Raw genomic sequence first — 24,214 nt, 5'->3', positions numbered from 1 at the left:
TCGACTCTCTCCGATGGCAATTAATTTGATCCCTCGTACAGATAGAAAGGATATACCTGGTTAAACAAGTTGTTCGTCGTTCTGACTTCGTACTTCACGTGAAGCAGCAGCTTCGATTCGTCTTTGGCATCCCTCTCCGCCAGCACTTCGATCTCGTGCACGCGCGGTTCCCACATCCGAATCGCTTCTTCCACCTCGGCTTCGACCAATCGCAGCGTCGTATCGTCATTGGTCTCGAATAAATAACGGTCGATTCCGCAGCCGAAATCCGGGCGCATCAGACGTTCGCCTTTGGACGTCCAGATGATGGTCCGAATGGCCTCCGCGATGTTGTCCTCGTGCTCGCTCTGCTTGATGCGCCCCGTCGCCTCGTCGACCTCGATCGGGAATTTCCAACCTCGGCCCAAAAATTCCTTCGACATGGTGTCCTCCTTAACGAACCTACCGGACCAAGATCAATTGATTTTGACCATGGAGCCTTTCAACGTCAGCATGCCGTCCGTCTTAATATTGAGCGCGGCTCCTGCCTTCAAGTCCATCGTAGCGCTCGCCTCGACGGTGATTTGAGTCGATTTCAGCTTCAGGCTCTTGAGGCTGCTGATCTCGATATCGCCTTTGTTGTTGATGGTAATCTTCGTCTCGCCGCTCTCGACTTTAATCTCGTTGCTGGAGCCGCCCTTGATCGTAATCACGTTCAGCCCGTTCGATTCCTTCAGGGTAATCGTGTCCGACTTGTCCAACACTTCGAGCGAATGCCCCTTCTTGGTCTTCACCGTGATCTTGCCGTCGCCGTCCGTGTCGTCGAAGCTGAACTCGTGGCCGGCCCTGGAAGCGATCTTCCGTATATTATTCTTGTCGTCCTTGCCCGCGGGCGGTAGACTCTTGTTGTTCCACATGCTGCCGATGACGATCGGGTATCGGAGATCGCCCATTTGGAAGGCAACGACCACTTCGTCCCCGACCTCGGGAACGAAGAGCGTCCCCCGATCCTTGCCGGCCATCATCGTCGCCACGCGCGCCCAGCCCGTCGTCTTCTGCTCGTCGAATACGGGGATGGTCAATTTCACGCGGCCGTACTTCTCCGGATCCTTGTTGTCCGTCACGATTCCGATATAGACGCCGTTCACGAGCCCCAGCATCATATCGTTCATTTTGTTAAAAGAATCAAACATCTCATTCATCGCTACACCGCGTTTCCTTCGACCTGGAATTGAGTAATATAGCCGGACTCGTCGATCGTATGCGTCGCGCTGACGATATAATAGGGCTGATTCAAACGGCTTCCCAGCCCCTCCAGCTGGATGAACCGCCCCGCTCGGATCTCGGGCAGCCCGATGCATTCCCCGTCGCCGGTAACCAGCTTCATCGCGCGCTCTTCCATCGCCGCATCCGCTTTGATCTGGGCATCCTGCTTATCCACCGTGTTCACGTAGAGATTCTCTTCGAACGCGTTGCTCAGCAGCGCGTTCAGCACGTCCGAACCCGTCTTCGTATTGGTTCCGATCTTGTTGATCGCGCCTGACGTACCGACGTTTACTTTGCCTTCCTTTGCATCCCAGCTTCGGACCACGACCTTGGATACCTGTTCGGCGATATTCATCTCGACGTTGAACTGGATCAGCGTCTTCCCCCAGGAGAGCGTCATCAGCGGGGACTTATTCTTGTTCTTCTCGCGAAAATAAAGCGTCTTGCCGACGATAAAGAACTCGTAGTTCATCGTCTGGGCCAGCTCATGAAGGAAATGATAGTCGTTATCCGGCTTCTTGACGAACGTCGGGCACTTCACCTTCGTCTCGTCGATCACGAAGCTCACCGCTCCGTATTCCGCCCCGATCTGCTTCACGATATCCGAGATTTTCAAATCGACGTAGCTTCTAACCCCGCGGCCTCTCATCATCTTGAATGACAGGTCCATGCCCGTAATCGATAATTGCGGGGTACCGTCCCTCGGGAAGACGACGTTGATCGCCGTGACGTATCCGAAGAAGACGGGCGTCAGCCGGTCCGTGTAGCCAAGTTGAACTTCCAGCGTACTGCCGAGCTTCACGTTCTTATTGATCCACTCGAAATCCCGTTTAACGAGATCGTAAGCGTTATTGATCGTAAAACGAACGACATCCGACTTGTCGGCAACGGTCGTCTCGACGGAGATGTCCGTGAGCGCCATGCCCTCCCGGCCCAGGTCCGCGCTGTCCACCAGCACCTTATAGGCAGGCGCGATAAAACTCCGGTACTTCTGCTCCAGATCATCGAACGTATAAGTGTCGGTTCCTAGTTTAATGGTAGACATCGCCGTTCCTTCTCACCTCATCCGTACAATCGTGGAATCTTGATCACGGACCCCGGCTCCAGCTGCTTCAGATTCACGATCCCGTTGGCGCGGGCGATCTCTCGCCACAAGCCCGGATCCTCGTATTCTTCGGCCGCGATCTGCCATAGCTGATCGCCTTGCTTGATCGTCCGTTGCTTCGTCCGGTCCGCGGATTGGCGCGGAATGTTCTTGTATTGCTCCTTGACGCTCTGAACCTCGCGGAAAGTAACCGCCAGGGTAGCCCGGACCGGAATGCCGGAATCGAGAAACATCGTGTATTTCTGCGCTACCTTCTCGACGACGCCCTTGAATTGCAAGGAGCCCCACACGAATTTGCAGAGCGGCGGCGCATGGAGATCCTTGTCCACGTCCAGCAAGCCGACGATCTTCATCGTATGCTTGCGGACATCCGTCTGCGCTTCGTAAGAATCGAAGAAGAGATCCATCGTCAGCGTCGTCGCTTCGCCGCTGACGAAATGCGGGATCGGCTGGGAGAGCCCGGGAATCGTCTTCCACGAGTACTGGTTGGAAGAATCGAGCTCATATTCGCTTGGATTGAACAAGACGTCCACGCGGTCGGTAACGGGGCCGCGATGAACGAGAATCATAGCTTTCTTAAGTGCCAACCTTCTTCACCTCCGGGAATTAGATTCCTTTGCGCTGCCGCTCCTGCCGCATTCGCTTCGAGAACTCTTTATACATTTGGTCGGCTAGCCGGTTCACGTCCAGCTTCGGCTTCGCCAACTCTTCCTTCGCCAGGTTCAAATCCTGCTCGATCGTCTTGATCGCAACCTCCAAGGAACGAATCACCGGCTCTTCGTGCACGTGCCGGACGGACGCCTTGACGGGAACGTCCATGGTAACGGGCGACGGATTCACCGCTTGGCGAGACGCCGAGGAGGCCGATTGAACGGACGGTGTTCTGGCAGACGAGACGATAAGGGACGGGTGGCTTGCCGCCATGCCGTCCTCCGCGATTCTCGCGGGAGCTCCTGCATGCGCGCCCGAACGGTTACGGCCGGAAACCGTCGGTACGAGTTCGTCGTTCCTCCGGCTCGAAGAAGGCATGCCGGCGATCTGCCTAGCCGCCAGGAGTCCCTCGGACGGCTGCTTGTTGATTCTGTTCGACATTTGTCCGCTCGGCATCTCCGCTTGCTTACGGGACGCGTTGGTCAGCCTGATCGATTGCGTATTCGAAATCCGATGTGCGCTTGCTTGTCGAGCTAGCCCCGCCATTCGCGTGGCAGCTTGCTGACCTAGCCGCAAATGGACGTTCGTCGTCTCCGTGCGCGTTGTCTGGTGCTGCGTCGTGCGATTCTCCACGATGCGGCGTTCCGTTGCATGGCTCCGGGCGACGTGGATCACGGTCGCGGCGCGACTTTGTTCCGCGCTTCGCTGCGCTGCCTGCAGCACAGGCGCAGGCCGTGTCGCGTCGGCAGGTTGCCGCCCGTTCGATTCCGACGCATTCGACTTGTCATGCTCCTGATTCTGCCGGGTTCCGTCGCCCGATGCTGCGGAAACTCTCCGAACTTGACGATGCTCTTGCGGTGCAGGCCGAACGATCGGCCGAGCCAAAGGGTTGTTGGCGTTGCTCATGACGTTTCTGATGAAGTTACTGGTAACGTTGCTGATGATGTTATTGGTAGCATTGTTGATGATGTTATTGGTAGCGTTGTTGATGATATTATTGGTAGCGTTGTTAATGATGTTTCCGGCAGCATTGCTGATGTTACTGGCGATGTTGCTGATGATGTTTCCGGCGGCGTTGTTGATCTTGCTGAGATTGTTGATATTGTTGTTGATATTATTGTTGTTGTTACTGAGATGACTAACGACCTGATTGGCTTGGTTGTCGTTGGTAACGCGATTGATTGGGCGGACTGGAACGGCGTTATCTCGATTGGCATTTGTTGCGGTAATTCTGTTGGTATCCCTTGCGATATTTCCATTGCTTTCTCTGTTCGTATCTCTGCCGGTGTTTCCGTCGGTATCTCTCTGGGTATCACTACCGGCCATTTTATTGGTCATTGTACTCGCGAAGGTATGGTTAACGAAATAATTGCTTACGTTATTCACGCTGTTGACTTGACGAATGGTGGTCATCTTATTCGCGCTTACTCGTTGGACCACGTTTATCGGATCGGAACGTCTGCCGAGTCGATCCTGTTGGATAGGACTCGCTTGAACGATAAGCTTCTCATTGGCACCGACATGGGCCATGGCTATCGTCCGTTCAGGGCTCGCATGGTCGGGTTGGCTTGGAAGCCTAGGTGCCCGGATGGGCTGTACGGCCATGCTCGCCGACACGTTTCCGCCGGTTTGGCGGCTTATGTCGATGGCCTTAACGCTTGGCAAGGCGTTATCGTTGCCTCGCCTCAAGACAGGATTACCGTGAATCATGCCATTGCTGCGGGAACCGCTGCGATTCCCGACTAGACGAGAGACGCTTGCACGCGTCAGCCATTCGTTCTTCACCGCGTTCCGAACAACGATCGTTGGCTGTTGGAGGCGATGCTCGTACATCCGTTGTTCCTGTCGCAAATGCCGCACGAGCCTCTCCGTTAGATAGGCGCGATTCTCGGCTTGTACATGAACAATCTCACCGCTCTCGTTCCTATCCCGCGTTCCGGCGCGACGAATATCCCGAACAGCCTCTGGCCCCGCATCCGATTCTATCGCCCGAAGGCTGGCTGGCTGTCTCTTCTGCCGAGCAAGCGTTTCTCCTGGCCGCTGGATCGTACTCCCTGACCTGTCTGGTTGAGCTGTTTCGCTCGGCTTTACGGCCGCACCGTTAACGGCGTCGTTGAAGGCTCTATTTTCTCGAATCTCGCGAACGAACCTCTCCGTTACTCGCCAAGAAGCCGAAGCGTTCCTGAGTTGAATGCTCGGGCTGCTCCGATGCAGAATAGCACGATTGATAAATTCGTTAGGCCTTTGGCTTGGCTGAAGCCCCAGTGCCGATTGTACCGCTACCGGCAGCAAGCGCTGGATCAAAGCTTGCACGGGATGGGAGTCCGACACGCCCCGATTGACGGATCGACGAGAAGTCTTGTCGGCCTTGCCGATTAATTCGGCAGCCTTCTCCAACTTACCGGATGACGCAGGCTTGTTGCTGCCGTATTGCGCCGTATCGCGCATATCCGAAATCCATTGCCTCATCTCTTCTACCTCGGCTCTTCTTTGCAGCATGGTTTGCTGCAACGACGGGAGCTGTCGATGAACGATAGCGAGACCGGAAAGCGTTCTATATTCAGGGGAGCTCAGCGGTTGTGCCTCGGGCTGGCTCCGCCATGTTTGCATTCGAATCGATTGGTTCATTCGTTGAAGCGTAACGGCGATTTCACGTTGGGCAAGGAATGCCCTCGGCAACGATGACGAATAGAACGCTACTGTATATTTGCTGCGCAGCTTGCCGTCGCGGAAGATGGGCAACCATCTGCCGGTGGACCGATCTCGAACCTGCGAGGGGCTAGTCGTGTCTCCGGCCCTCTGAAGGCGAGGATCCTGCGCCGAATTCCCTAATGCGCGACGCTCGTCAAGCGGATCCGCTTGCCGCAGTCGCTTATCGATTTCGAGCTCGACTTGCTGTTCGATCCGACGTTCGACTTGCTGCTCGACCTGGCGTTCGACTTGCTGTTCGATCTGGCGTTCGACTTGCTGCTCGACCTGACGTTCGACTTGCTGTTCGACCTGGCGTTCGACTTGCTGTTCGATCCGACGTTCGACTTGCTGCTCGATCCGACGTTCGACTTGCTGCTCGATCCGACGTTCGACTTGCTGCTCGACCTGACGTTCGACTTGCTGTTCGACCTGGCGTCCGACTTGCTGCTCGACCTGACGTTCGATTTGCTGCTCGACTTCCCGCTCGGCGTGATTGTTTACGCTATGCTTCCCTTGACGTTCTGCTTGACGATCGACGTCTCGAACCTGCCGTTCCGGCAGCCCGGCTTGCCGTTTCGAATCCGGTTGCGCCTTCTTCTCCGTTTCCGATTTCGGGTTTTCCCGTATATCTCGCGATATCCCGGCATCCGAACGGCTTTTTTCGGTTGGCGCTGACCGCTCCGACTGGCGATCGACATGATGTTCCAAGGGCGGATCCGACCGAAGCTCGGCACGATGTACAATCTGACTATCGATTTGACGCTCAATCTGGCGTTCGATCCGGCGCTCCATAGACTTCTCTGCAGAAAGCAGCCCCGTTCGATCCACCGACCGATCCGTAGAACGCTCCGTTAGCCGCTCCATACGGTCATTCTTGACCTGCGCCGACCTGGTTTCCGTTTGACGCTCGCCTCTCGTCGTTCGCTCCGGCGCGACGATCTCCCTGATCTCTCTTAGGATTTGGCGCTCGGTAATCCGATTCTCAGCCATCATCCGCTGTTCGATCGTTTGCTTCACGTTAAGGCTGTACATCTGCAGCATGGATCGAATTTGCCGAATGTGCACGTCGACATGAAGAGGCGCGGCCGCGAAAGAGCCGGGCCTGCTCTCCGTTCGATGCACCATCATGCCCGGGCGGTTCGAGGACTGTCCGATGGACCAACCGAACTTACCTATCACCTTGTTAGCAAAATTCGCATCGGAAAGCCGAATGGACCGCATCCTCAACTCCCCCTCTCCATCTACCTAGCCTTAAAGCCGTTATGCGTGAGTTCGACGTATTCGACCGCGATCTCGCTGCTGGATGCCCTCAAGTCCGCCCCGCTCCACTTGGTCGGATATGCATCGTAGAAATTCCAACGGCGAAACTCTTGATCCTTCTCGTTATAGAGTATGATCGACCCGCTCTTACGCTGGATTACGCCTCTCATCACGTCCGAGTACCAGCTCCAAAGCTCATTGGTCGTAGTCATCCCGCGTTTGAGAACCAATGGCTCCAGCCTGACCCTGCCCGGCAGCCGGTGCGTATATTGGTTAAGCCCGCCTTCGGCCACTTCCTGAAGCTCGAGCTCCGAATTCAACCCGCTCACCTCGGAGAATCCGGCGACCAGCATTCCGTCCAATTCCACCATGAAGCGATACGCTCCAACGACGTATGCCCTCGCTTGATCCGATTTATTAGCCACTGCCTATCACCTCTTCTTGAACACGTCGAACGGATTGTTCTTCGCGGCAGGCTCGTCATTCGTCTTCCGGTTGATTCTTGAAATTTCCTCGCACCACTTGCGCCGTTCCTTATGCTCCATATTCATGATCTCGTCATGCGTCCAATGGAAGTAGTAAGCTATGAAACCCGTCTCCTCGTAAAGCTTCTCTTCCGGGTACAGGCTTAAGCCCCTTCCATCTCGGACAAAAAAGAAATATCGACCTCGTGCTCATGGTCGCATTTCGGACACATGGCCTTTACCGTGAGCCTCTCCGTCTCGTTGACCTCGCGGTACAGATTCTGCAGGAAAGCGAGATCCGCCGTGAACAGCTTCTCGATCGTTTTCGTATCGACCGCGCGCAGATCGCCCAGCTTCGTTACGACGCGGGCCAGCAGAATGATCGTCAAATAACCGGGATTTTGCTGAACGCGCTGATCCCTCATCGGAAGAATTTCATCGGCCGCGGTCGCGAGGCGCATCGTGCCCCTGCGGTGGAGATTGCCGTTCTCGTCCACGTACCCTCTTGGCAATTCGAATTCGTATTCGGTCTTGAAAGACATCATGCCCCTCCTTAAATATTCGTGATCGGTCATTTCCCGCCGCTCATTGTTTAACTTTTCCAGACGGGATTAGAATAACAACTGAGGAACAACAAAATTGACTGTTGTTCCTCAGCATCAAGCGATTATTATTGTGTTCTCAGCATGCCTTCATGCGCCAGCTCGAGCAGCTCGATCGCCACTTCGGATGCCGTCGCGTTGAAGTCCGGAGCCGTGTACTTCGTCGGCCACGCCTCCATGATTTGCCACGTAGCAACATCTTCGCCTTCTTCGTCGATCGCGATAATCGTGACCGTCTTGCGCTCGATCGCGCCCTCGACGATGCACTCTTGAATCCATTCGAACAAATCCATGGCTTCCGTCGCTCCCCATTTCAAGGAGATGTTGCCGTACTTCGCCAGGCCGGGAAGCTTGCGGGGCGTAATCGTATCGGTGCCCTCCCGGTACTCGATTACATCGAGGGAAGCATCGAAGCCGGAGACTTCGCTGAAACCGGCCTGCTCAATCCCTTCTACTTCTACACGAAATCGAAACTTGCGATATGGATCATTGCGTTCGCCTGCCATCGTTTAATCTTCCTCTCCTGTCACAATTAGAATAAGGGTTATGCTATGAGGCCATTATTGCTCGTTGGTCTTCTGAGTAATGCGGAAGATGACGAATTCCGCCGGCTTGACCGGCGCGATGCCGATCACGCAGATCAGACGGCCGTTGTCGATATCGTCTTGGGTCATCGTGTTCGCGCTAATATCGATGAAGAAGGCTTCCGACGGAGACGAACCTACCAATGCGCCGCCGCGCCATACGCGCGTCAGGAACGCGTCGATCGTGCGCTGCACGCGAGCCCACAGACGCTCGTCGTTCGGTTCGAAGACGACCCAATTCGTGCCCGATTTGATCGATTCTTCTACGAAGATGAACAAGCGGCGAATGTTGATGTACTTCCACAACGCATTGGAAGAGGTCGTTCTTGCTCCCCAGATGCGAATGCCTTGTCCGGAGAAACTTCTGATTAGGTTTACGCCTTTTGGGTTAAGAATATCTTGTTCGCCCTTATTGTACTGAACGTCGAGTCCGGTTACGCCGCGCACCACTTCGTTGGCAGGCGCTTTCTCCACGCCACGAGTATTGTCGCTGCGCGCGTAGACGCCCGCGACCGTGCCGGACGGAGGAACGAAGATGTTGCGTTTCTCCAGCGGATCGAACACTTGAAGCCATGGGTTATACATAGCGGCATAGCTGGAATCGAAGATATCGCGGTGAGTGAGCACGTCGGAAACCTTCGTCTTCTCTCTCGGAATATCGAGAATAGCAAAACGGCTGCCCAAGTTCTCGCAATGCGCGACGAGCGACAGTTGTACGTTAGGCTCGGTTACGCCCGGGATGGACATAATGCTGACTTGATCGTTATCGACGAACGCTTGAATGCCCGTGCGTTTGCCCGGTCCGTTGTCTTCGCCGATATAATCCGAAGCGCTGATGCCGCCTTGCGTGCCGTCGGAGCCGCCGGAGAGGGCGATCGCGTACTTGCTGCCTTCGGCGAACAATGCGGCGATGCTCGCATCCTTGGCTGCTGCGATGGTCAGTAATGCCGATCTCGAAGTCACCTTGTCGACATAACTTGCCGCGTTGGCGTTGAACGAGCAGTTCTCGTACAGTTCCGACTCGTCGCCGTAAGCGACATACAAGGAGAAGTCGCTGGCCGCGAGCACTTTAACCGGAAGCAAGCCGTTGTCGACGACGTCCGCGCCAAGGTCGTCGGCTAATTCAATGACGTTGTCTTTAATGAGCGCGATGGTCGTGCTCGTCCGCTTCTCGCCGTCCGTGAAGGTAACAGAGTCGCCCTCATGGAAACCGGAAGCGTTCTTGACGCGATACTTGCCGGCGCCAATAACTTCGAAGATTTGCGTCTTGACCTTGCTCGAAGGCTCGATGAACACTTCCACCGCGTTGCCCCATGCGCCGGGATTCTTCGCCGTTATCGCGAAGAGATCGTCCTCGCTCGCAGCCACGGCAGCATCCGAGGGAGTAGCGCGCATGATGTAAGCGCGCGAACCGCCGTTGACGAAGAACTGTTCGACCGCATACGCCAAGAACCGGTAGGCGCCGAATTGGTTCTCCGATAGATATCCGCCGTAGTTCCTCTTGAAGTCGTTCATGCCCGTGACCAGCACCGGCAGCCCTTCAACGGGACCGCGTTCGGCCATGCCGATGAACCCCGCCGTGCTGGAGCTTACGCCGGAGAGGGGTTGCCCCGCGCTGTCGAATTCTTCTACATAAACGCCTGGTGATAGATACTCAGCCATTTTGATTACCCGATATTCCAAGCAGCAACAGTTCCTGTTAACCTGCGAGTATATCGGTTCCTCCCTTCGGATTGTAAATATGCAAGACCCATTCGGTAATCGAATCAGTCGCTGCTACGCGATTCATTGCTTTTGATTCAGCTTGACATGGCGCTCGCGTACGCGGCCCACCGGCTTCAAGCGATTCGAATCCACATAGATCGGTCCGACCCGGTAGTTAAGCGAAAGCTTGTACGGAACGTCGGGGAACAGGCTGATCGCCACGTCCAGAGGAATCTCTTCCTTGGCGATGCGGAAGGCGCCGTCCGAGCCCGCAAGAGCCCCTACCAAATCGTCGCCCCTCAAGGTGTTATGATCATGAAGCGTCTGCAAGGTCCTTCCGATGATGCGATGCTCGTCGATGGCCCTCGTCAGCACATCGGAAGCGGAATGCGCGGTAATCAAGTAAGACAGGTCCAGCGCGATCGAAGGATAACGGAGCGTTCCTCCTTGATCGATGAGCTCGTTGCTTCGAAAATCGGGGTTTTCCGTAATCTGATATAAGTACAGACTAAGATTCATATCGCCTTTGTCATGCGGATGGGCAAGCCCCACTCCGTCCGGATGCGCGATCAGCTCCGGCACCAGAGCTTCCCGCAGCACCTTGACCAAGGATAAACCTATGTCTGAGATTACCGTGTAGTCAGCCATCGTTCTCACCCCTTCCAATAGTCGGCGTAAACGCCTAAACGGTCTTTTAACAACACTTTTCCCGTTTTCTTGTACTCTTGGACGACTCCTCCGATGATTTGCTTCATCGAGACCGGCACGCCTTCCCTTGCCGCCAGGAACGCCGCCGTGACGACGATGTTCTTGATCGGACCGCCGGCCAGCTCGAGCGTCTGGGAGAGAAAGGCGTAATCGATCTCCGCGACCGGCAGTTGCTTGGGAAACGTAGCGCGCCACAGTTGTTCTCGCTGGGTCGCGTCGGGGAACGGGTATTTGATGATGAAAGGGATCCGCCTCGTGAAAGCATCGTCCAGATTCTGCGCGAAGTTCGTCGCCATGATCGTCAGGCCGTCGTATTCTTCCATCTTCTGAAGGAGGTACGCGGTCTCCATGTTGGCATGCTTATCGTGGGAATCCTTCACCTCGGAACGCTTCCCGAACAGCGCATCCGCTTCGTCGAAGAACAGAATGGCTCCGCTAAGCTTGGCTTGATCGAAAATGTCGCTTAAATTCTTCTCCGTCTCGCCGATGTACTTGCTGACCACTCTGGACAGATCGACGCGATAGAGCTCCGAGTCCATCTCCTTGGCAAGGACCATCGCCGACATCGTCTTGCCCGTTCCCGGGGGTCCCGTGAAGAGCATGCCGATGCCTTTGCCGTATGGCAGCTTTCCTTCGAATCCCCACTCGTGGAGCACCTGATGACGGTACTTCACTCTGTCGCAGGCCTGGCGGAGCAATTGCTCCGTGTCGGGCGGAAGGATGAGATCCTCCCAGCCGAATCTCGGTTCCAGCTTCACCGCCTTCTCCTTCAGCCCATGGCTGATCAGCTGGTATGCCGCCCGATGCAGCAACGGCGAGGCTTGGCCGTCGGAGCTGTCCCCCTTGCCCGGCGACCGCCATTCGGCGGACTTGCGCACGTCGTCGATCGTGGCCGCGATCTTTCCCGGGGTGAACTGAAACTTCCCCGCTAACGTTCCCGCCGCTTCCGACGATAAACGCATGTCGGGCTTCGCCAACGATTGCCACAGTCGCTTGCGTTCGCCGATGTCGGGCGTGCCGAGCGGGATGTGAATCGCAACCATATGTACGGGGGCTGCGACGGGCTTGACCTCTTCCTCGCTGAAGAGGAAGAGAAGCTGCTTGGAGGCGTCAAGCCGTTCCATCAAACGTTCCAATCGCCTGTCTTCGGTCGTTCTTTCCGATCGAGGACGTTGTAAGATATGCAAATGATCGAAAGCCGGAATCGCTTCCGACAGTTTGGCTTCAAGCAGCAATCGATCAATAGCTTCGATAAAAGGCCGTTCTTCTTCCGGGGCGTCCCGCAGATCCCACTCCAAGAGCGACTGCCCGAGCGCCGCGCAAGCTTGCCGCGCAAGATACGTTTTGCCGCTCCCCGAGGGCCCGTGAATCATTAGCGCCGCAGCGGTTTCCCGCCCTCTTCTGTGCAGAACGTAGTCGTTCACGCGCTTCTGGAGTTCCTCATGAATCAATATCGGCGGCAGTGAGTTTTCGGATGAGGAAAATAACCGAACGCGAGCCAGCGGCCCGTTCTCCCTCCACGCCATGCCGAGGAGATAATGGACCATGCGATCCTTGAGCCGAACCGTCCGCGAGAGCAAGGACGAAGCAGGAGCTTGGGCGCGGTCGTCCTTCGCGTCGAAGAAATCGTCGAAGAAGGGGGAGCCTTGGGTCATCAGTTGGAGGATCGTTCTGCGTTCTGCCGCGTTATCTCCGCATAAGCGAAGCATAAGATCAATGGACAAGTACGGGCTGACGTAATCCCCCTGCAGATAAGCGTAAACCTTGTCGTAAGGTCGTCCGGCATGGGGAGCGATCGCCGCGATCAGGCAACGGGACTCAAGTTCGCCCAAGCCGAATCGCCTCCGAAGGGAGACGAGCGGCAGCCGAGTGCCCTGTCGTTCCGTCGCTTGCAGTCTGGCTTCCAGACGGGCTTCGACGGCTTGAAGCCGTTCGGCCTGCTCGTAGGCGTAAACGAATCCGTTGTTATCGTCGCCAAGGAAAGATTTGGCTTCCGACGCATTGACGAACAAGCCGGGGAACTCGTTGAACGACAGCTCCGATTGCGGAGCCGCATTCATATGTAAGGCTTCCGATTCCAAGCGGATATCCAGTCGCTTCAGCTCATCGGAAAGATGCTCCGAAGGGTCCTTGTACGCCCTCTGTATATCCGTCATTCGGTCACTCCTTAAGCGCTGCCGGTTCCGAATTTATGCAAAAAATGGTTAACATCCTAATAATCACATGATATCCGCCAAAGATCAACTAAATCCGAGTAATTTCGAGATTAAATTCTACGATTCGACATGATGCAGCGCCATGATCGCGATGTCGTCCGATTGCGGATGCTTCTCGGCGAACCGAGCGACCGCGTTCACCAACGCTTCCGTCAATTCGATCGGGGATCGGCTTGCATGGAACCCCAGCTCTTCGCGCAGCCTTTCCATGGAGAACCACTCCCCTCTGTCGTTCTCCGCTTCGGTAATTCCGTCCGTGTACAGCAAGAGCGTTTCGCCCTCCGCAAGCGTGGCTTCATTATCCCCGTAGAGCAAGTCTCCGAAGATTCCGATGGGCGGATGCTTCGAGGTCTCGAGCTCCCTAACCCCGCCGGCCGACAGAATCAGCGGCGTGCAATGCCCTCCGTCGCAGTACGTCATCGCCCCCGTCCGGGTATCCAGAATCGCGAGGAAGATGGTCGCGAACATCGTGGACTCTTCCGTGCTGACCTCGCGATTAATCGCCATCAAGATCGCCGCGGGCGATAAGCCCGTCGTCGCCTTGGCCCGAATCCAGATCATCAAGCCCGACATGAACAACGCAGCGGGCATCCCTTTGTCGGAGACGTCGCCCAGGCAGATCAGCAGCTTGTCGTTGCCGATTTCCATGAAATGATAGAAATCGCCGCCTACCTCCCTCGCCGGAATCAAGCGCGCGTGCAGATCGGTCTTGCCGGAGCGAAGCGATTCGCCCGGCAGGAAGCTCATCTGAATGTCCCTGGCGATCTTTAACTCGCTCTCCATCCTCTCCTTGGCGGCCGTCGTCACGCGCAGGTTCTCGATCGATTGCTCGAGCGCCTCGTAGAGAAGCATGTTTTCCAGCGCGATAGCGGTCGGGGAAGCGATCATCTCCAATAGGCGAAGGTCTTGCTTGTTAAAGGCGCTCCTTCCGCGCTTGTTGATGACCTGCAGCACCCCGAGCGTTTTGCCGCCGGACCGGACAGGCACGCACAGCATGTTGCGCGTCGGAATCTTCACCTTCAGCGCGACTTTGTTCGACCAACGGGCATCGTTCGCGGCGTCGGCGATGAGCACGGATTGGCCCGATCCGGCCACCCAACCGGCAATGCCTTCTCCGGCCTTCAACCTGATCTCCTTCACCTCGTCCGTCTTATCGCCGGTCGCCACTTCGAAGTAGAGCTCGCCCGTCTTCTGGTCGACGAGGATAATGGACGATCCCTCCGCCGACATCTCGCGGGAAGCGGTCTCCATGATGATTCCCAGCAGGTCCTTCCGCTTGATCGTGGCGTTAAGCTGAAGGCCGATATTGAATAGTTTGGTCGTTCTAAGCTGCTCCTTGCGGACGATGCGCAGAATTCCGGCAACTAGCAGCAGGACCGCCAACGCAACCCAGAAGGAGATAACGAATGCCATTGCATGCCCCTCGTCTTTCTCGTTTAGGATACGAACGCAAGCGCTTCCTCTTCTGCGGCGAACAGGGAGAAGATCGTGGAGAAGCCGGATATGCGGAAGATCTCGTTCACGTTGTCGTTCAGGCCGAACAGGGCGAGCTTGCCTCCGGCCGCTTTCGTTTTCTTCACGGCCAGCAACATGACGCGAAGCCCCGCGCTGCTGATATAATCAAGCAGGCTAAGATCGAAGACGAACCTCGAGCCGCCTTCGTCCGCAAGCTGAAGGAATCGTTCCTCCAGCTCCTGCATCGTCGTGCCGTCCAGCCGGCCGCTTATCCTCACCGTCCGAATTTGATTTTGCGTATCGACCGTTACGTTCATCGTCCTTCGCTCCCCATGCCTTATTGCTTATTCTTGATTCCCGATTCCTTATTGCTTATGCCTTATTGCTTATTCCTCCGCGCGGTTACCCGCATGGCGAATACGTTGCCGTCATCCGTTCTTGCGTATGAACATTCATCCATCTTTGCCCTGATCAGGTGGATGCCCAATCCCCCGATCGGGCGTTCTTCCGCTTCCAGCCCCAAATCCGGCTTCTCTCTCTCCAGCGGATTGAAAAACCCGGCCCCGTCGCGGAAGACGAATACGATCTCGTCCGCTTCTTCCAAACGCAGTTCTACGTCGATCGGGGGAGCGTCGCTTGGATCGATTCCGCCTTCTTCATAGCCGTGAACGACAATATTCGTAAACCATTCCTCGCAGACGAGCTGCAGATCCAACCGCAATTCGTTCGTCAGCGACTGCGCTTCGCAGAACGAATGGACGAGCTTGTTCAGCTTCGTCCATTCGTTCATCGAGGGCGTCAGCCGAACGCTTACCTGCCGCATGCCGTCGCCCCCTTGTTTGCTATCCGAGCTTAAGCACCAAATCCTCCATCATTCGCAAACGATGGCCGATCGAACGAAGCAGCCCGACGCCGACATCCGGGTACACCCGCACGAGCTTCGCCACTTCCCTTCCCTCGATCTCCAGCGCGCGAGCTTCGTCCAGGATTACCTGCGCGGACACATGCGACGGGCGATCGTCGAACAAGCCCGCTTCCCCGATCGATTCCTTCGCCCCGATGATGCCGATCGTGCCGAACGTTCCGCCTTCGTTCCGTCCGCCGATCTCGACGTGACCGTCCACGAGCACGTACATGGACGACGCCCGCTCGCCCTGCTTCATCAGGAAATCCCCTTCCGGAAAGACCCGTTCATGAGCGATGCTGGCGATACGGCCCAGCTCTTCGATCGAGATATCTTGGAATAGCGGCACTTGCTTCAGGAAAACGATTTTGTCGAGCGCGCTCAAATATTCCCAGTTGTTCACCAATGCGGTCGCCCCTTCCGCTGCGCCGGATTTGATCGCGATGGCCTGCAGCCACGGATCGGTAATCGCTTCGTCCAAATGTAACGCCTCTTCCGACAGTTGCGAGCCGGAACCGCCGCGGCCCTTCACGGGCTGGCCCCTTCTCTGATAAAAGGCGAGCAGCGCGGCCGCCAGCTTCGCATTGCCGAGTCCTTCGGACAGAATCTCCAGTCCGTTGTCGCGTACCTCTTCGTCTTCGCCTTCGAGTGCCTTCCGTAATTGGGGAATCGAACGCTCGTCGCCGAAGCGGAGCATGACCGTCCAAATCGTATCCAGCAGCGACAGCGTTAACTCGTCGCTTCTCATCCGGGCGAGCTCCGTCCATTCCGCGTGCCCTGCTTCCCTGATACGGTCGACATAGGCTCGAATGGCTCGCAGCTCGCGCAGCTTCTGAATGCAAGAAGGCACGACCGTCTTGTGAATGTCCGTCTCCAAGCCGACCGCGATAATTGCGGTTACGGCCGCTCGCCACACCTCGTCGTTATACGAAGCGATGAATCGGTTATAGACGGGCATGCCGGCCGTTCCGATCTCGATGAACGCCTCCTCGATCGTCGCGCACAGCTCCACGTCGGCTCCGATCAAGAGTTCCCCCAGGTTGTTGGCCGTCTCTTCGTCGCCGATTCGGCCAAGCGTGCGAACCGCCATATTCCTGACGAAGGGAGTCGGTTCAAGCATGCACATCATGACATCGAAGTAGTGTTCCTTCAGCTGACGCTCCCCAATGATTTGGCAGGCCAGCACCGTCGAAGAATTCCGCTCCTCGAGCCAAGCCCGCAGTTCCCGCGCAAGGCTCTCCGACTGCGCCATCACGCGAAGCGCTTCGGCCTGGACGGTCCGGCTTCCGTCGTGCCTGGCTTGCCGGGTCCACCGTTCCCGCTCGCCGCTCCACGAAGGCGACGCGAATAGCTTGCGGTACGCGATCGCCCGCACGTCCTCGTCCCCGTCCCGAATGAAAGGCTCCAATCGTTCCAGCTTGATTTTGCTCCAGCTCCCCGGGGGAATAGCGGCCAGCGCCTCCGCTCTCGACCGACCGCCGCGCCGCTCCGCGTACTGCAGCAACTCTTCGGTGGCGGCCGCATCCGGATTGCCGGCGAATAACTGAATCGTCAGCTGCTGCACCGTTTCGTTCGGATGGCGCAATTGTTCGAGCAAGGTCCGCTTCACGCGGTCGTTCTTCATCGATTCGATAAACTCGTTCATGAAATCTTTGACGGACGCGGAGCCGATCTGGATATAACGAACGAGCTCCTTAATGTAGAGATGCCGATTCGCCCAAGCCAGCAGGAGCAAGAAGGCGGCCATGATCGTGCCGATGATCGCTTGCCAAGTCATCTCCACGCCCAGGACGGAATGCAGCATCGCGGCTCCCGACCCGATCAGAACGCCCGCCGAAGCCGCGATTCCTTGCGCGATATAGCGGAAGCCGTCCCGGTGCTTGAGGGGGAGCATTTTGAAGAAAAATTGATAACTGGGCTCGGCAAAATAATAGAGCAGCAAATAGGACAAGCAATAGCCTACGGAGACGGCCGCAAGCGCGTACGGCGTTCCGATGAACAAGCTCACGAGACCGAAACTGCCGAGGAACGCGATCGCGATCGCGAACACGGTGTTGCTCGCGCCGAGCAAATCGATCAGCCTGGACGCGAAGAGCTGCAGCAGGAATGCCGCGCAGAACAGCACGATGACCATGAGCCCATAGAACGAAGTAAGTTCGGCCTCGTCGGTATAAACCGCCTGCGCCGAAGTGAAGTACTGATATTCGATGAGAAAATAAGCGGCCGGCATCAGCGTCATGATTCCGATTACCGTCATGAGGAACGGCGAGCGCAGCGCTTGCTTGAGATAGAAGGACGAGCCCTGCCTCTCCCCTTGCTCTTCTTCCTCTTCCTTCTCGTTCTTGAAGGTCAGCGGAATCAAGTATTGCTTGATCGCCTTCATGAAGTTCGGCAATCCCGCCAACAAGAACAACGTCGCCAGTATGTATAACAGTTCCGGGCCGATCGCGGGCGCCATCAAGTTGGACAAGAGTCCGGCAGCGATACCTCCCAAGATGGCGGACAGCACGAACACGGGCATGACGCGCTTGGCCTGCTGCGTCGGGCACAGATCGAACGCCGTGCTCCACATGAGCAGCGTCTGCTGCCGAATAACGAAGTTGGAGCCTAGGAACAAGATGACATAGAAGCCCAGCCAAGACAGATCGAACAGGCGATAAACGAGCAGTCCTCCCCCGTTGACCGCGCCTATGGCGATAAACGCGACATACATGACGATCATAAACCGGGGTTTCGGCAACTTTTGGGACAAGTAGGAGAAGGCCCAACCCTCAAGCGGCATCAGCACCGCTTCCGCGAGGTACATCATGGGCAAATATTGCGTGCCTACGCGGCTATTGAAGAGCGCCATGAAAGACGTATAGTTTACCATCTCCGACAAGCCTGCCAAGAAGAAGACGGTGCCCATGATCCATACCTTCTGCCGATCCTCGTATCTGAGATTAAACAGCGATTGGAGCTTCGCTAACACATGCGCTTCCACCTTATCTAGCAAATCGTTCATGCACGCTTCAATCATACTACATATCAATTGCAAAATAATCCAAAATTCGTTCTCCTTCCACTTTTTTCTTGGTTATTCGCGCGTTTTTCCCGCAAGCTCATGTATAATGGATTCCATATATGGGTATCGAGGGGGATATTGCCGTGTTCCAGAGCTTGTTCAGAAGTTCGAAGAGCCCGAAGCCGCCGCAGGGCAATCAGACGCAAGGGGGGCCTGTCTCAAGCACTGTCGGCAACCAGCAGGCCAGCCAGCAAGCGCCGCAGACGGCCGGGCAAGCGCCGCTGCAGGCACAGAAGTCCCCGGAGGAGCAGCGCAAGGAGGACCTGGCGACCTACAGAGACCAACATTCGCCGATGATTGCCTCCCAGCTCTATCAATTCCTGCTGTCCGGCGCGAAGCAACAGACCGAACAGTATCTCCTCACGAACAAGGAAGCGCTGGCCTTGCGCGACTCGGTCCGTCAGGCGGCGACCGACAAGGTCAAGAACAACATCGAAGCGGACGTCGGCGCGACGGCGGACGAGAAGGCGGATGCCAAGAAGTACGCCGAGGAGAACGTCAAGAAGGCGAAGATCGTCGAGGATTCGCTGACCCGGCTCTCCTACGACACGGTTCGAGCCGCCATCGGCGCCGACAACAAGACGATGCTGGAGCAGAAAGCCAAGGAAGGTTATGATTCCGTCTTGCCCAAGCTGAAGACTCCGCTCGCCAAGCAGCAGGACGAGGCCAAGAAGCAGGCGATACGGACCGGCCAGACCGCGGCGGACGGCAAGCTGAGCGAGCTCGTCACGCAGATCAAGAAGGACCTGGCTCTGCGAATCAAGAACGATGCTTCCTTCCTCAGCGGCAGCGTGGACGTCAAAGATGCCGGCATGAAAGACTTGAAGGATCGGCACGATTCGAATGACGCGCTCGTCGCCGAAAACGTGATCGAATCGATTTATACGAACAAGCTGTTCGATCCGATCAAGCTCGCCGTCGTCATGAAGCTCGGGTATGAACGGGGGTTCTTCAGCACGACTTCCGACGAGACCAAGGCTTTCGTGAAGAAGCTGGCTACCGCCGCGAACGAACAAGCCCGGGCAGACATCGAGGGCCAATTGGATACGGACACGAACACGGCGGGCAAGTCCGAACTCGGCAAGAAGTATTACGGGATGCTGGCCAAGGTACAGGCGACCTCCCTCACGAAAGGCTCCGTCAACGCCGTCGTCGACAAGAGCGCGATCGATATCGCGAAGCATGTGCTGCCGGAAGCCGCGACGAAGGGCGCGCTTAAAACATCCGCGCAATCGTCCGCCTTCGAGGTTGCGAGGGGCAATCCGGGCGATGCGGATAAGATCGCCGCCGCCGCCAAGAAAGGCGCGCAGATCAAGGCGATCGAGCTGCTGAAAGTCAAGCAGACGGAAGCGGTCGCGGCCGCCCGGGCGATTACGAAAGGCAAGAAGGGCGATGCGAGCGTCCAGGCGGACACCGTCAAGCAGGGCGAGATCGCGAGCGGGGTCAAGTCGCAAGTCGCCGCGGACAAGGTCGGGGAGAAGTCCATCAAGCAAGCCGTCGAAGCGGATACGCTGAACGGCGGCTTCTCGAAGGTGGGCAAGGTGATCGATCTTGCCGTTCCGAACAACGGCGATTCCAGCTCTTTCGAATTCGAGCTGAAGATTCCGGTCGACCAATCGGGAAGCGTCTACGTCCTGTTCGGCTTGGCCGCGGAGGCGGAGCGCGAGGAGAGCGACCTGACGGTCAACGCCTCGATTACGTTCGGGGCGGGCTTCCAGACGTTCGGCCTGGACGCCAACTTCCGCGCCGGCCTGTTCATGGAGAGCCAAGCCAAGAACTCCGTCGGCGTCATGAAGCTGCTCTCGTACGGCATGTACCGGGAAATGCGCAACATCGCGCCCCGGGCGGCGGAGTACTTCTGGGGCCAAGGCGGCAAGTCCGGCATGGAGAAGACCGAGGAAGCCGAGCTGTGGGCTGCGATGATCGAACAGACGCACATGAAGGAAGGCAACTACGTCGACGTCGGCCTCATGGCCAAGCTTCAAGCCGATATCAACGCCGGCGTGGCCAAGATGGGCGGCGAATTGGGTTACAAGCGCCTGCATCATTACGACCAAGAGACGATCGAAGACCGCGTAGCGGAACATAATACCAAGGCCGGCAAGACGGCACCGGTCGGCAAGACCGGCTTCGGCGACAATACCGACGTCGCCTCCCTGAAGGACAAAGCGTCGGCGCTCGGCTTCAAATCGAATAAACGCGTTTGGGAAGCCGGCGCCACGACCGAGGTCAAGCTTGGCAACACGAGCGTGGCCTTCGGACTCGAAGGCTCGCTCGCCTTCGTGAACGGCAAGATGCGCAGCCTGTCCATCGAGGCCTCGGGTTCCATTCCGTTCGCTTACGGCGAGGATGTCTCCGAATGGGCGAACATCGCCTCCAAGTGGGTCACGCCGATCGTCGGCGGAGCCAAGAACGTGGCCGGCCTGCTCCAAAGCAAGATGAGGGGCGACGAAGAAGGCGTCAAGAAAGGGATGGGCGGCGTCCTCGACACCGGTTCGGACGTCATGTTCACCCTCCCTCAATTCGACGCCGTCGGCAAGGGCCTCGTGGAGAAGATCAAAGGGGACGAGACGATCAACGATACGGTCAAGGGCTGGATAACCGGCAAGCCGACCACGAGCGCCACCGAGAAGGTAAACAAGATTTTGCTGTCCAGTTCCCTGGATCTCTCGCTCTCGTTCGATAAGGAATGGACCAAGACCGGCACGCCCAAGGAATGGGAAATTTCGCTTGGAGCCGCCGAGACGAAGACGTTCGAAGTGGATGCGGAGATCGCCAAAGTGTCCGTCGAGAAATCCAAGAGTTTGGGCAAGCTGGGCTTCGGCACGAACGAAAACGGCGAATTGGAATTCAAGGGCGGGTTCCTTGGTTTCGAGACGTAAGCACGCGTCCTAAGCGTGCGAGATGCGTAATCAAGTAAGCGGTTATGCGCCATATGCGTGTAAATCGTACGAGGCTTGATTTGCATGTCCCGGGTTGGTGTCAGGTTGTTTGAATTTCGGATGTACAAGCCGTTGGCTGTTTTCGCTTTAATTTTCCCTTTGTTTTTGCTGGATTTTTGCTTTGTTTTTGCTTTCGCCTTTCAACCCGGCTTCTTGGGTTAGAAGCCGCGGATGCGTATACGCTGTCTATATCCACGGCAGTAATAAAACCGCCAACCATACTTGTGCGGCATCTCTAACGCTCGTGACAGTGGCTATTTCGCTCCAATCGCCTCGTTATAAAATCTTACGATCGCTAGCGTGGTTAGTTGACTTTTTTCAGGCGAAATGGGTCGTTAGACGGCAGATAAGCACTGTGGCGAGCGTTAGAAAATGAAAAGTGGTTAAAACAGGGAAATAACGTGTCTGGCGATCGTTAGCGCTCCCCTCAGGGCGAGGCGTATGGCGCGTTCGTTTAGCCAGTTGTTACGAACGGAAACTTTATAGCCGATTCTATACATAGAATGAAAGAACAAGGAGATCTGCCCGACATGGCCATTCAACGATCCAGCGTAAAGACGCAACTGCCTCTCCTGTTCCGTACCTTGGACGGAGCTTCCCTACCTGCAGCCATCGTTCGTATCGAGTTGCACTACGACGATTCGGGTTCCGCGGCCGGATTCTGCGAGATGCTTCTGGAAGTCGACGGCGAGACGTGCGCGGCCATCGTGGCGCAGGAATGGTTTCATTGCTTCGGCAGCGTCAGGTTGAATCAGGCGACCTTCGAGCCGGATCGGCCAGCCGAGCTGCTCGTCGCCTTGCGTCCGGCCATCGTCCGCGGGCTCATCTCGCAAGGGATGGATGCGGAGGACGTTCTCGATGCTTTGATGCCGTCCGGCGAATCGGAGAAGTCCTCCCTCTCCGTTCAATTGAAGCAGACGGAGAGCTGGCTCGCGCTCGAACTGAAGCAATCGGTTCAACAGCCCGAGGAAGGCGATGAGAGCGGACGGTTGACCATCAGCCTGCGAACGAATTGGCGCGAGACGACCGCCCGCGATCCGGTCCGCGCCACTCCCCTCTATGCGCAAATGCAACGCTACCTGGAAGCCAAGGCGCTTATCGCGGAACCGATCAACAGCGAGCTCATGCGGCTGCGTTTCTACACGGACGAAGCCGAATGGGGCAGCGTCATTCAAGTGGAAGAGGCGGCGCGCACGATCATCCTTTACTCCGTCTTCCCGACTGCGATTCCCTCCGCCCTGCGCGAGGAAACCGCATTGGCCTTCATTGGCGAGAATTACGGGAGCACGTCTGGCAGCTACGAGATGGACATCGAAGACGGCGAGCTGCGCTACCGAACGACGATTGCCCTGGGCGCCGGACAGGATCTGGACGTCGGCCTCGCCGCCGCGGCGTTGTCCGATCACCTCGAAGTCATGAAGCGCTTCGTGCCGGTTGTCTCGGAAGTTATCGAGCGTAGCGGCCTGTGAACCCTATATGAGCGCAAAGAAACCGAGACGTCTTGCCTTAAGACGTCTCGGTTTCTTCAGAGTGCAGAGAAACCCACGTTTTTTCAAAACGACGGGTTTCTTTTTTAGTTTCCTCTTGAAACGTAGGGCTATCTTCTTCATGTTCTGTACGGCGGCGGTCATCAACGCTTGTTCCATCACGTGTAAAAGCTGCCGAGACTTTCTCGATAGCCTAAAAAGCTTGCCCAAACAGGGCAAGCTTTTCGCTTCCGATCGACACGATCGCCGTCGATTTACTTTATTCCCCTGCTGCCTCGCCGAAGTCCGTCCCCGCCGCCGGCAGCTCTATCCACTGATACGGCTGCTGCGCCGCCAATCGCCCGTACTCGATAATCGTCATGATCGCGATCGTCTCCGCCGGATCCACCGGAGATTCGCCGGTTTCGAAGAACGTCAGCATCGTCCCGATAAACGCTTGAAAATAACCGGAATTCGCCTTCAGATTCACGGCGGTCCCCGACTCATATTGTACCGTCATGCTGAACGGGCAATCCCCGCCGAAATGACGGATTTCCGCCTGCCTGCCGTCCACGAACCCGATCAGCAGCGCGGGCGAAGACGGACTGCCGATGTACATCACGCGGCTGGCTTCGCAGCCCATGAGCGCTACGATCGGCTCGATTTGATGAATCGCGTAAGTGTCGTACATTCCAGGTCCCATGCTGCTTATGACCGCTATCCCTTGTTTCGAGGCTTCGGCATATGCCGATGCATAACGAAGCGCGGAGCTGGAAAAGAGCGGCGTCCCGTGTATGCGCGCGGTCTCGAACAACGAGAGCGCCGTATTCCGGTCAGGCGCGAACGTTTTGTCCACGTACGTCGGCTTGCCCGAACGCAGCGGAAGCAGCGACAGCTCCTCGTGAAACTCCGGATGATCGGGCGACAACACGACCAGATAATCGCTCATCGCCACGACTTCCGCTATGGAAGCCAGCAGCCGGATGCCTTTCCTCTCGCACCAGGCGGCGTTCGTCTGCCCGCCGATCTTATCGATTTTGCCGTACGCATAGGCCACCTTCATCTCGCCGTTCAACGCCTGCTCGATCCACGCCGGATAGTGTTCGGCATGCCACTCGTCCAAATAATAATCGATGAACCCGATTGTTCTCAT

General features: G+C 56.6%; 21 protein-coding genes. 4 read left to right on the top strand and 17 right to left on the bottom strand.

What is annotated here, in order from left to right; translation table 11 throughout:
• Positions 1 to 20 precede the first annotated feature (20 nt).
• Genes AC0YNU_RS11610 through AC0YNU_RS11590 form a run of 5 tightly spaced genes read right to left on the bottom strand, consistent with a single transcriptional unit; the run spans position 21 to position 3,634 of the window.
• Positions 21 to 422, bottom strand: coding sequence for a GPW/gp25 family protein (locus AC0YNU_RS11610; RefSeq protein ID WP_475756439.1), 402 nt, complete (start codon positions 420 to 422; stop codon positions 21 to 23).
• Positions 423 to 455: 33 nt separating this feature from the next.
• The gene (locus AC0YNU_RS11605) at positions 456 to 1,181 is read right to left on the bottom strand and encodes a phage baseplate assembly protein V (protein ID WP_475756437.1); all 726 of its coding nucleotides are present in this window, start codon (positions 1,179 to 1,181) and stop codon (positions 456 to 458) included.
• A 2-nt stretch (positions 1,182 to 1,183) separates the two neighbouring features.
• Complete coding sequence (locus AC0YNU_RS11600; protein ID WP_475756435.1) at positions 1,184 to 2,290, bottom strand: phage late control D family protein; 1,107 nt, start codon at positions 2,288 to 2,290, stop codon at positions 1,184 to 1,186.
• A gap of 17 nt (positions 2,291 to 2,307) precedes the next feature.
• The gene (locus tag AC0YNU_RS11595; RefSeq protein ID WP_204798961.1) at positions 2,308 to 2,937 is read right to left on the bottom strand and encodes a CIS tube protein; all 630 of its coding nucleotides are present in this window, start codon (positions 2,935 to 2,937) and stop codon (positions 2,308 to 2,310) included.
• A 19-nt stretch (positions 2,938 to 2,956) separates the two neighbouring features.
• Positions 2,957 to 3,634 carry a hypothetical protein gene (locus AC0YNU_RS11590; RefSeq protein WP_475756433.1) on the bottom strand — a complete coding sequence of 226 codons (678 nt, stop codon included), beginning with the start codon at positions 3,632 to 3,634 and terminating at the stop codon, positions 2,957 to 2,959.
• 207 nt (positions 3,635 to 3,841) lie between these two features.
• Here AC0YNU_RS11590 and AC0YNU_RS11585 point away from each other — a divergent pair, with 207 nt between their 5' ends.
• Together AC0YNU_RS11585 and AC0YNU_RS11580 are read left to right on the top strand one after the other, a co-directional pair.
• Positions 3,842 to 4,747, top strand: coding sequence for a hypothetical protein (locus AC0YNU_RS11585; RefSeq protein WP_475756431.1), 906 nt, complete (start codon positions 3,842 to 3,844; stop codon positions 4,745 to 4,747).
• Positions 4,748 to 5,860: 1,113 nt separating this feature from the next.
• Complete coding sequence (locus tag AC0YNU_RS11580; RefSeq protein ID WP_475756429.1) at positions 5,861 to 6,367, top strand: hypothetical protein; 507 nt, start codon at positions 5,861 to 5,863, stop codon at positions 6,365 to 6,367.
• 566 nt (positions 6,368 to 6,933) lie between these two features.
• Here the strand turns inward: AC0YNU_RS11580 and AC0YNU_RS11575 are convergent.
• From AC0YNU_RS11575 to AC0YNU_RS11525, 11 genes are all read right to left on the bottom strand, one after another.
• On the bottom strand, positions 6,934 to 7,377 hold the full coding sequence (locus AC0YNU_RS11575) for a phage tail protein (protein ID WP_161695454.1): 444 nt from the start codon (positions 7,375 to 7,377) through the stop codon (positions 6,934 to 6,936).
• 6 nt (positions 7,378 to 7,383) lie between these two features.
• Positions 7,384 to 7,578 (bottom strand): DUF6760 family protein, encoded by a 195-nt coding sequence (locus AC0YNU_RS11570; protein WP_161696181.1) that lies wholly within the window; start codon positions 7,576 to 7,578, stop codon positions 7,384 to 7,386.
• 2 nt (positions 7,579 to 7,580) lie between these two features.
• Positions 7,581 to 7,958 (bottom strand): phage tail assembly protein, encoded by a 378-nt coding sequence (locus tag AC0YNU_RS11565; RefSeq protein WP_475756427.1) that lies wholly within the window; start codon positions 7,956 to 7,958, stop codon positions 7,581 to 7,583.
• 128 nt (positions 7,959 to 8,086) lie between these two features.
• On the bottom strand, positions 8,087 to 8,524 hold the full coding sequence (locus AC0YNU_RS11560) for a phage tail protein (RefSeq protein WP_161695450.1): 438 nt from the start codon (positions 8,522 to 8,524) through the stop codon (positions 8,087 to 8,089).
• A gap of 54 nt (positions 8,525 to 8,578) precedes the next feature.
• Positions 8,579 to 10,264 carry a phage tail sheath family protein gene (locus AC0YNU_RS11555; RefSeq protein WP_475757956.1) on the bottom strand — a complete coding sequence of 562 codons (1,686 nt, stop codon included), beginning with the start codon at positions 10,262 to 10,264 and terminating at the stop codon, positions 8,579 to 8,581.
• Positions 10,265 to 10,387: 123 nt separating this feature from the next.
• Entirely contained in the window at positions 10,388 to 10,954 is a 567-nt protein-coding gene (locus AC0YNU_RS11550; protein ID WP_475756424.1) for a Pvc16 family protein, read from the bottom strand.
• Positions 10,955 to 10,959: 5 nt separating this feature from the next.
• Positions 10,960 to 13,170, bottom strand: a complete 2,211-nt coding sequence (locus AC0YNU_RS11545; RefSeq protein WP_475756422.1) for an AAA family ATPase — start codon at positions 13,168 to 13,170, stop codon at positions 10,960 to 10,962.
• 117 nt (positions 13,171 to 13,287) lie between these two features.
• Positions 13,288 to 14,643 carry a PP2C family protein-serine/threonine phosphatase gene (locus AC0YNU_RS11540; protein ID WP_475756419.1) on the bottom strand — a complete coding sequence of 452 codons (1,356 nt, stop codon included), beginning with the start codon at positions 14,641 to 14,643 and terminating at the stop codon, positions 13,288 to 13,290.
• A gap of 23 nt (positions 14,644 to 14,666) precedes the next feature.
• On the bottom strand, positions 14,667 to 15,002 hold the full coding sequence (locus tag AC0YNU_RS11535) for an STAS domain-containing protein (RefSeq protein ID WP_475756417.1): 336 nt from the start codon (positions 15,000 to 15,002) through the stop codon (positions 14,667 to 14,669).
• Between the two features lie 62 nt (positions 15,003 to 15,064).
• Positions 15,065 to 15,508, bottom strand: a complete 444-nt coding sequence (locus AC0YNU_RS11530) for an ATP-binding protein (RefSeq protein WP_475756415.1) — start codon at positions 15,506 to 15,508, stop codon at positions 15,065 to 15,067.
• A 19-nt stretch (positions 15,509 to 15,527) separates the two neighbouring features.
• On the bottom strand, positions 15,528 to 18,593 hold the full coding sequence (locus AC0YNU_RS11525) for a cyclic nucleotide-binding domain-containing protein (RefSeq protein WP_475756413.1): 3,066 nt from the start codon (positions 18,591 to 18,593) through the stop codon (positions 15,528 to 15,530).
• A 143-nt stretch (positions 18,594 to 18,736) separates the two neighbouring features.
• Here AC0YNU_RS11525 and AC0YNU_RS11520 point away from each other — a divergent pair, with 143 nt between their 5' ends.
• Together AC0YNU_RS11520 and AC0YNU_RS11515 are read left to right on the top strand one after the other, a co-directional pair.
• Positions 18,737 to 21,535, top strand: a complete 2,799-nt coding sequence (locus tag AC0YNU_RS11520; RefSeq protein ID WP_475756411.1) for a hypothetical protein — start codon at positions 18,737 to 18,739, stop codon at positions 21,533 to 21,535.
• A 590-nt stretch (positions 21,536 to 22,125) separates the two neighbouring features.
• Positions 22,126 to 23,064 carry a type III secretion system chaperone family protein gene (locus tag AC0YNU_RS11515; protein WP_475756409.1) on the top strand — a complete coding sequence of 313 codons (939 nt, stop codon included), beginning with the start codon at positions 22,126 to 22,128 and terminating at the stop codon, positions 23,062 to 23,064.
• A gap of 277 nt (positions 23,065 to 23,341) precedes the next feature.
• On the opposite strand, the gene AC0YNU_RS11510 is transcribed toward AC0YNU_RS11515, so the two are convergent.
• Entirely contained in the window at positions 23,342 to 24,214 is an 873-nt protein-coding gene (locus AC0YNU_RS11510; protein ID WP_475756407.1) for a Gfo/Idh/MocA family oxidoreductase, read from the bottom strand.

It is taken from the genome of Paenibacillus sp. J31P316 (assembly GCF_056269105.1).
The sequence above is the reverse complement of the archived record's forward strand: the minus strand, read 5'-3'. Positions and strand labels throughout refer to the sequence as shown.

Excerpts from the sequence above, each read along its gene's own strand:
- AC0YNU_RS11610 (WP_475756439.1), bottom strand. The coding sequence starts at position 422 with ATGTCGAAGGAATTTTTGGGCCGAGGTTGGAAATTCCCGATCGAGGTC.
- AC0YNU_RS11555 (WP_475757956.1), bottom strand. The coding sequence starts at position 10,264 with ATGGCTGAGTATCTATCACCAGGCGTTTATGTAGAAGAATTCGACAGC.
- AC0YNU_RS11605 (WP_475756437.1), bottom strand. The coding sequence starts at position 1,181 with ATGAATGAGATGTTTGATTCTTTTAACAAAATGAACGATATGATGCTG.
- AC0YNU_RS11600 (WP_475756435.1), bottom strand. The coding sequence starts at position 2,290 with ATGTCTACCATTAAACTAGGAACCGACACTTATACGTTCGATGATCTG.
- AC0YNU_RS11560 (WP_161695450.1), bottom strand. The coding sequence starts at position 8,524 with ATGGCAGGCGAACGCAATGATCCATATCGCAAGTTTCGATTTCGTGTA.
- AC0YNU_RS11535 (WP_475756417.1), bottom strand. The coding sequence starts at position 15,002 with ATGAACGTAACGGTCGATACGCAAAATCAAATTCGGACGGTGAGGATA.
- AC0YNU_RS11515 (WP_475756409.1), top strand. The coding sequence starts at position 22,126 with ATGGCCATTCAACGATCCAGCGTAAAGACGCAACTGCCTCTCCTGTTC.
- AC0YNU_RS11540 (WP_475756419.1), bottom strand. The coding sequence starts at position 14,643 with ATGGCATTCGTTATCTCCTTCTGGGTTGCGTTGGCGGTCCTGCTGCTA.
- AC0YNU_RS11530 (WP_475756415.1), bottom strand. The coding sequence starts at position 15,508 with ATGCGGCAGGTAAGCGTTCGGCTGACGCCCTCGATGAACGAATGGACG.
- AC0YNU_RS11565 (WP_475756427.1), bottom strand. The coding sequence starts at position 7,958 with ATGTCTTTCAAGACCGAATACGAATTCGAATTGCCAAGAGGGTACGTG.
- AC0YNU_RS11545 (WP_475756422.1), bottom strand. The coding sequence starts at position 13,170 with ATGACGGATATACAGAGGGCGTACAAGGACCCTTCGGAGCATCTTTCC.
- AC0YNU_RS11525 (WP_475756413.1), bottom strand. The coding sequence starts at position 18,593 with ATGAACGATTTGCTAGATAAGGTGGAAGCGCATGTGTTAGCGAAGCTC.
- AC0YNU_RS11550 (WP_475756424.1), bottom strand. The coding sequence starts at position 10,954 with ATGGCTGACTACACGGTAATCTCAGACATAGGTTTATCCTTGGTCAAG.
- AC0YNU_RS11510 (WP_475756407.1), bottom strand. The coding sequence starts at position 24,214 with ATGAGAACAATCGGGTTCATCGATTATTATTTGGACGAGTGGCATGCC.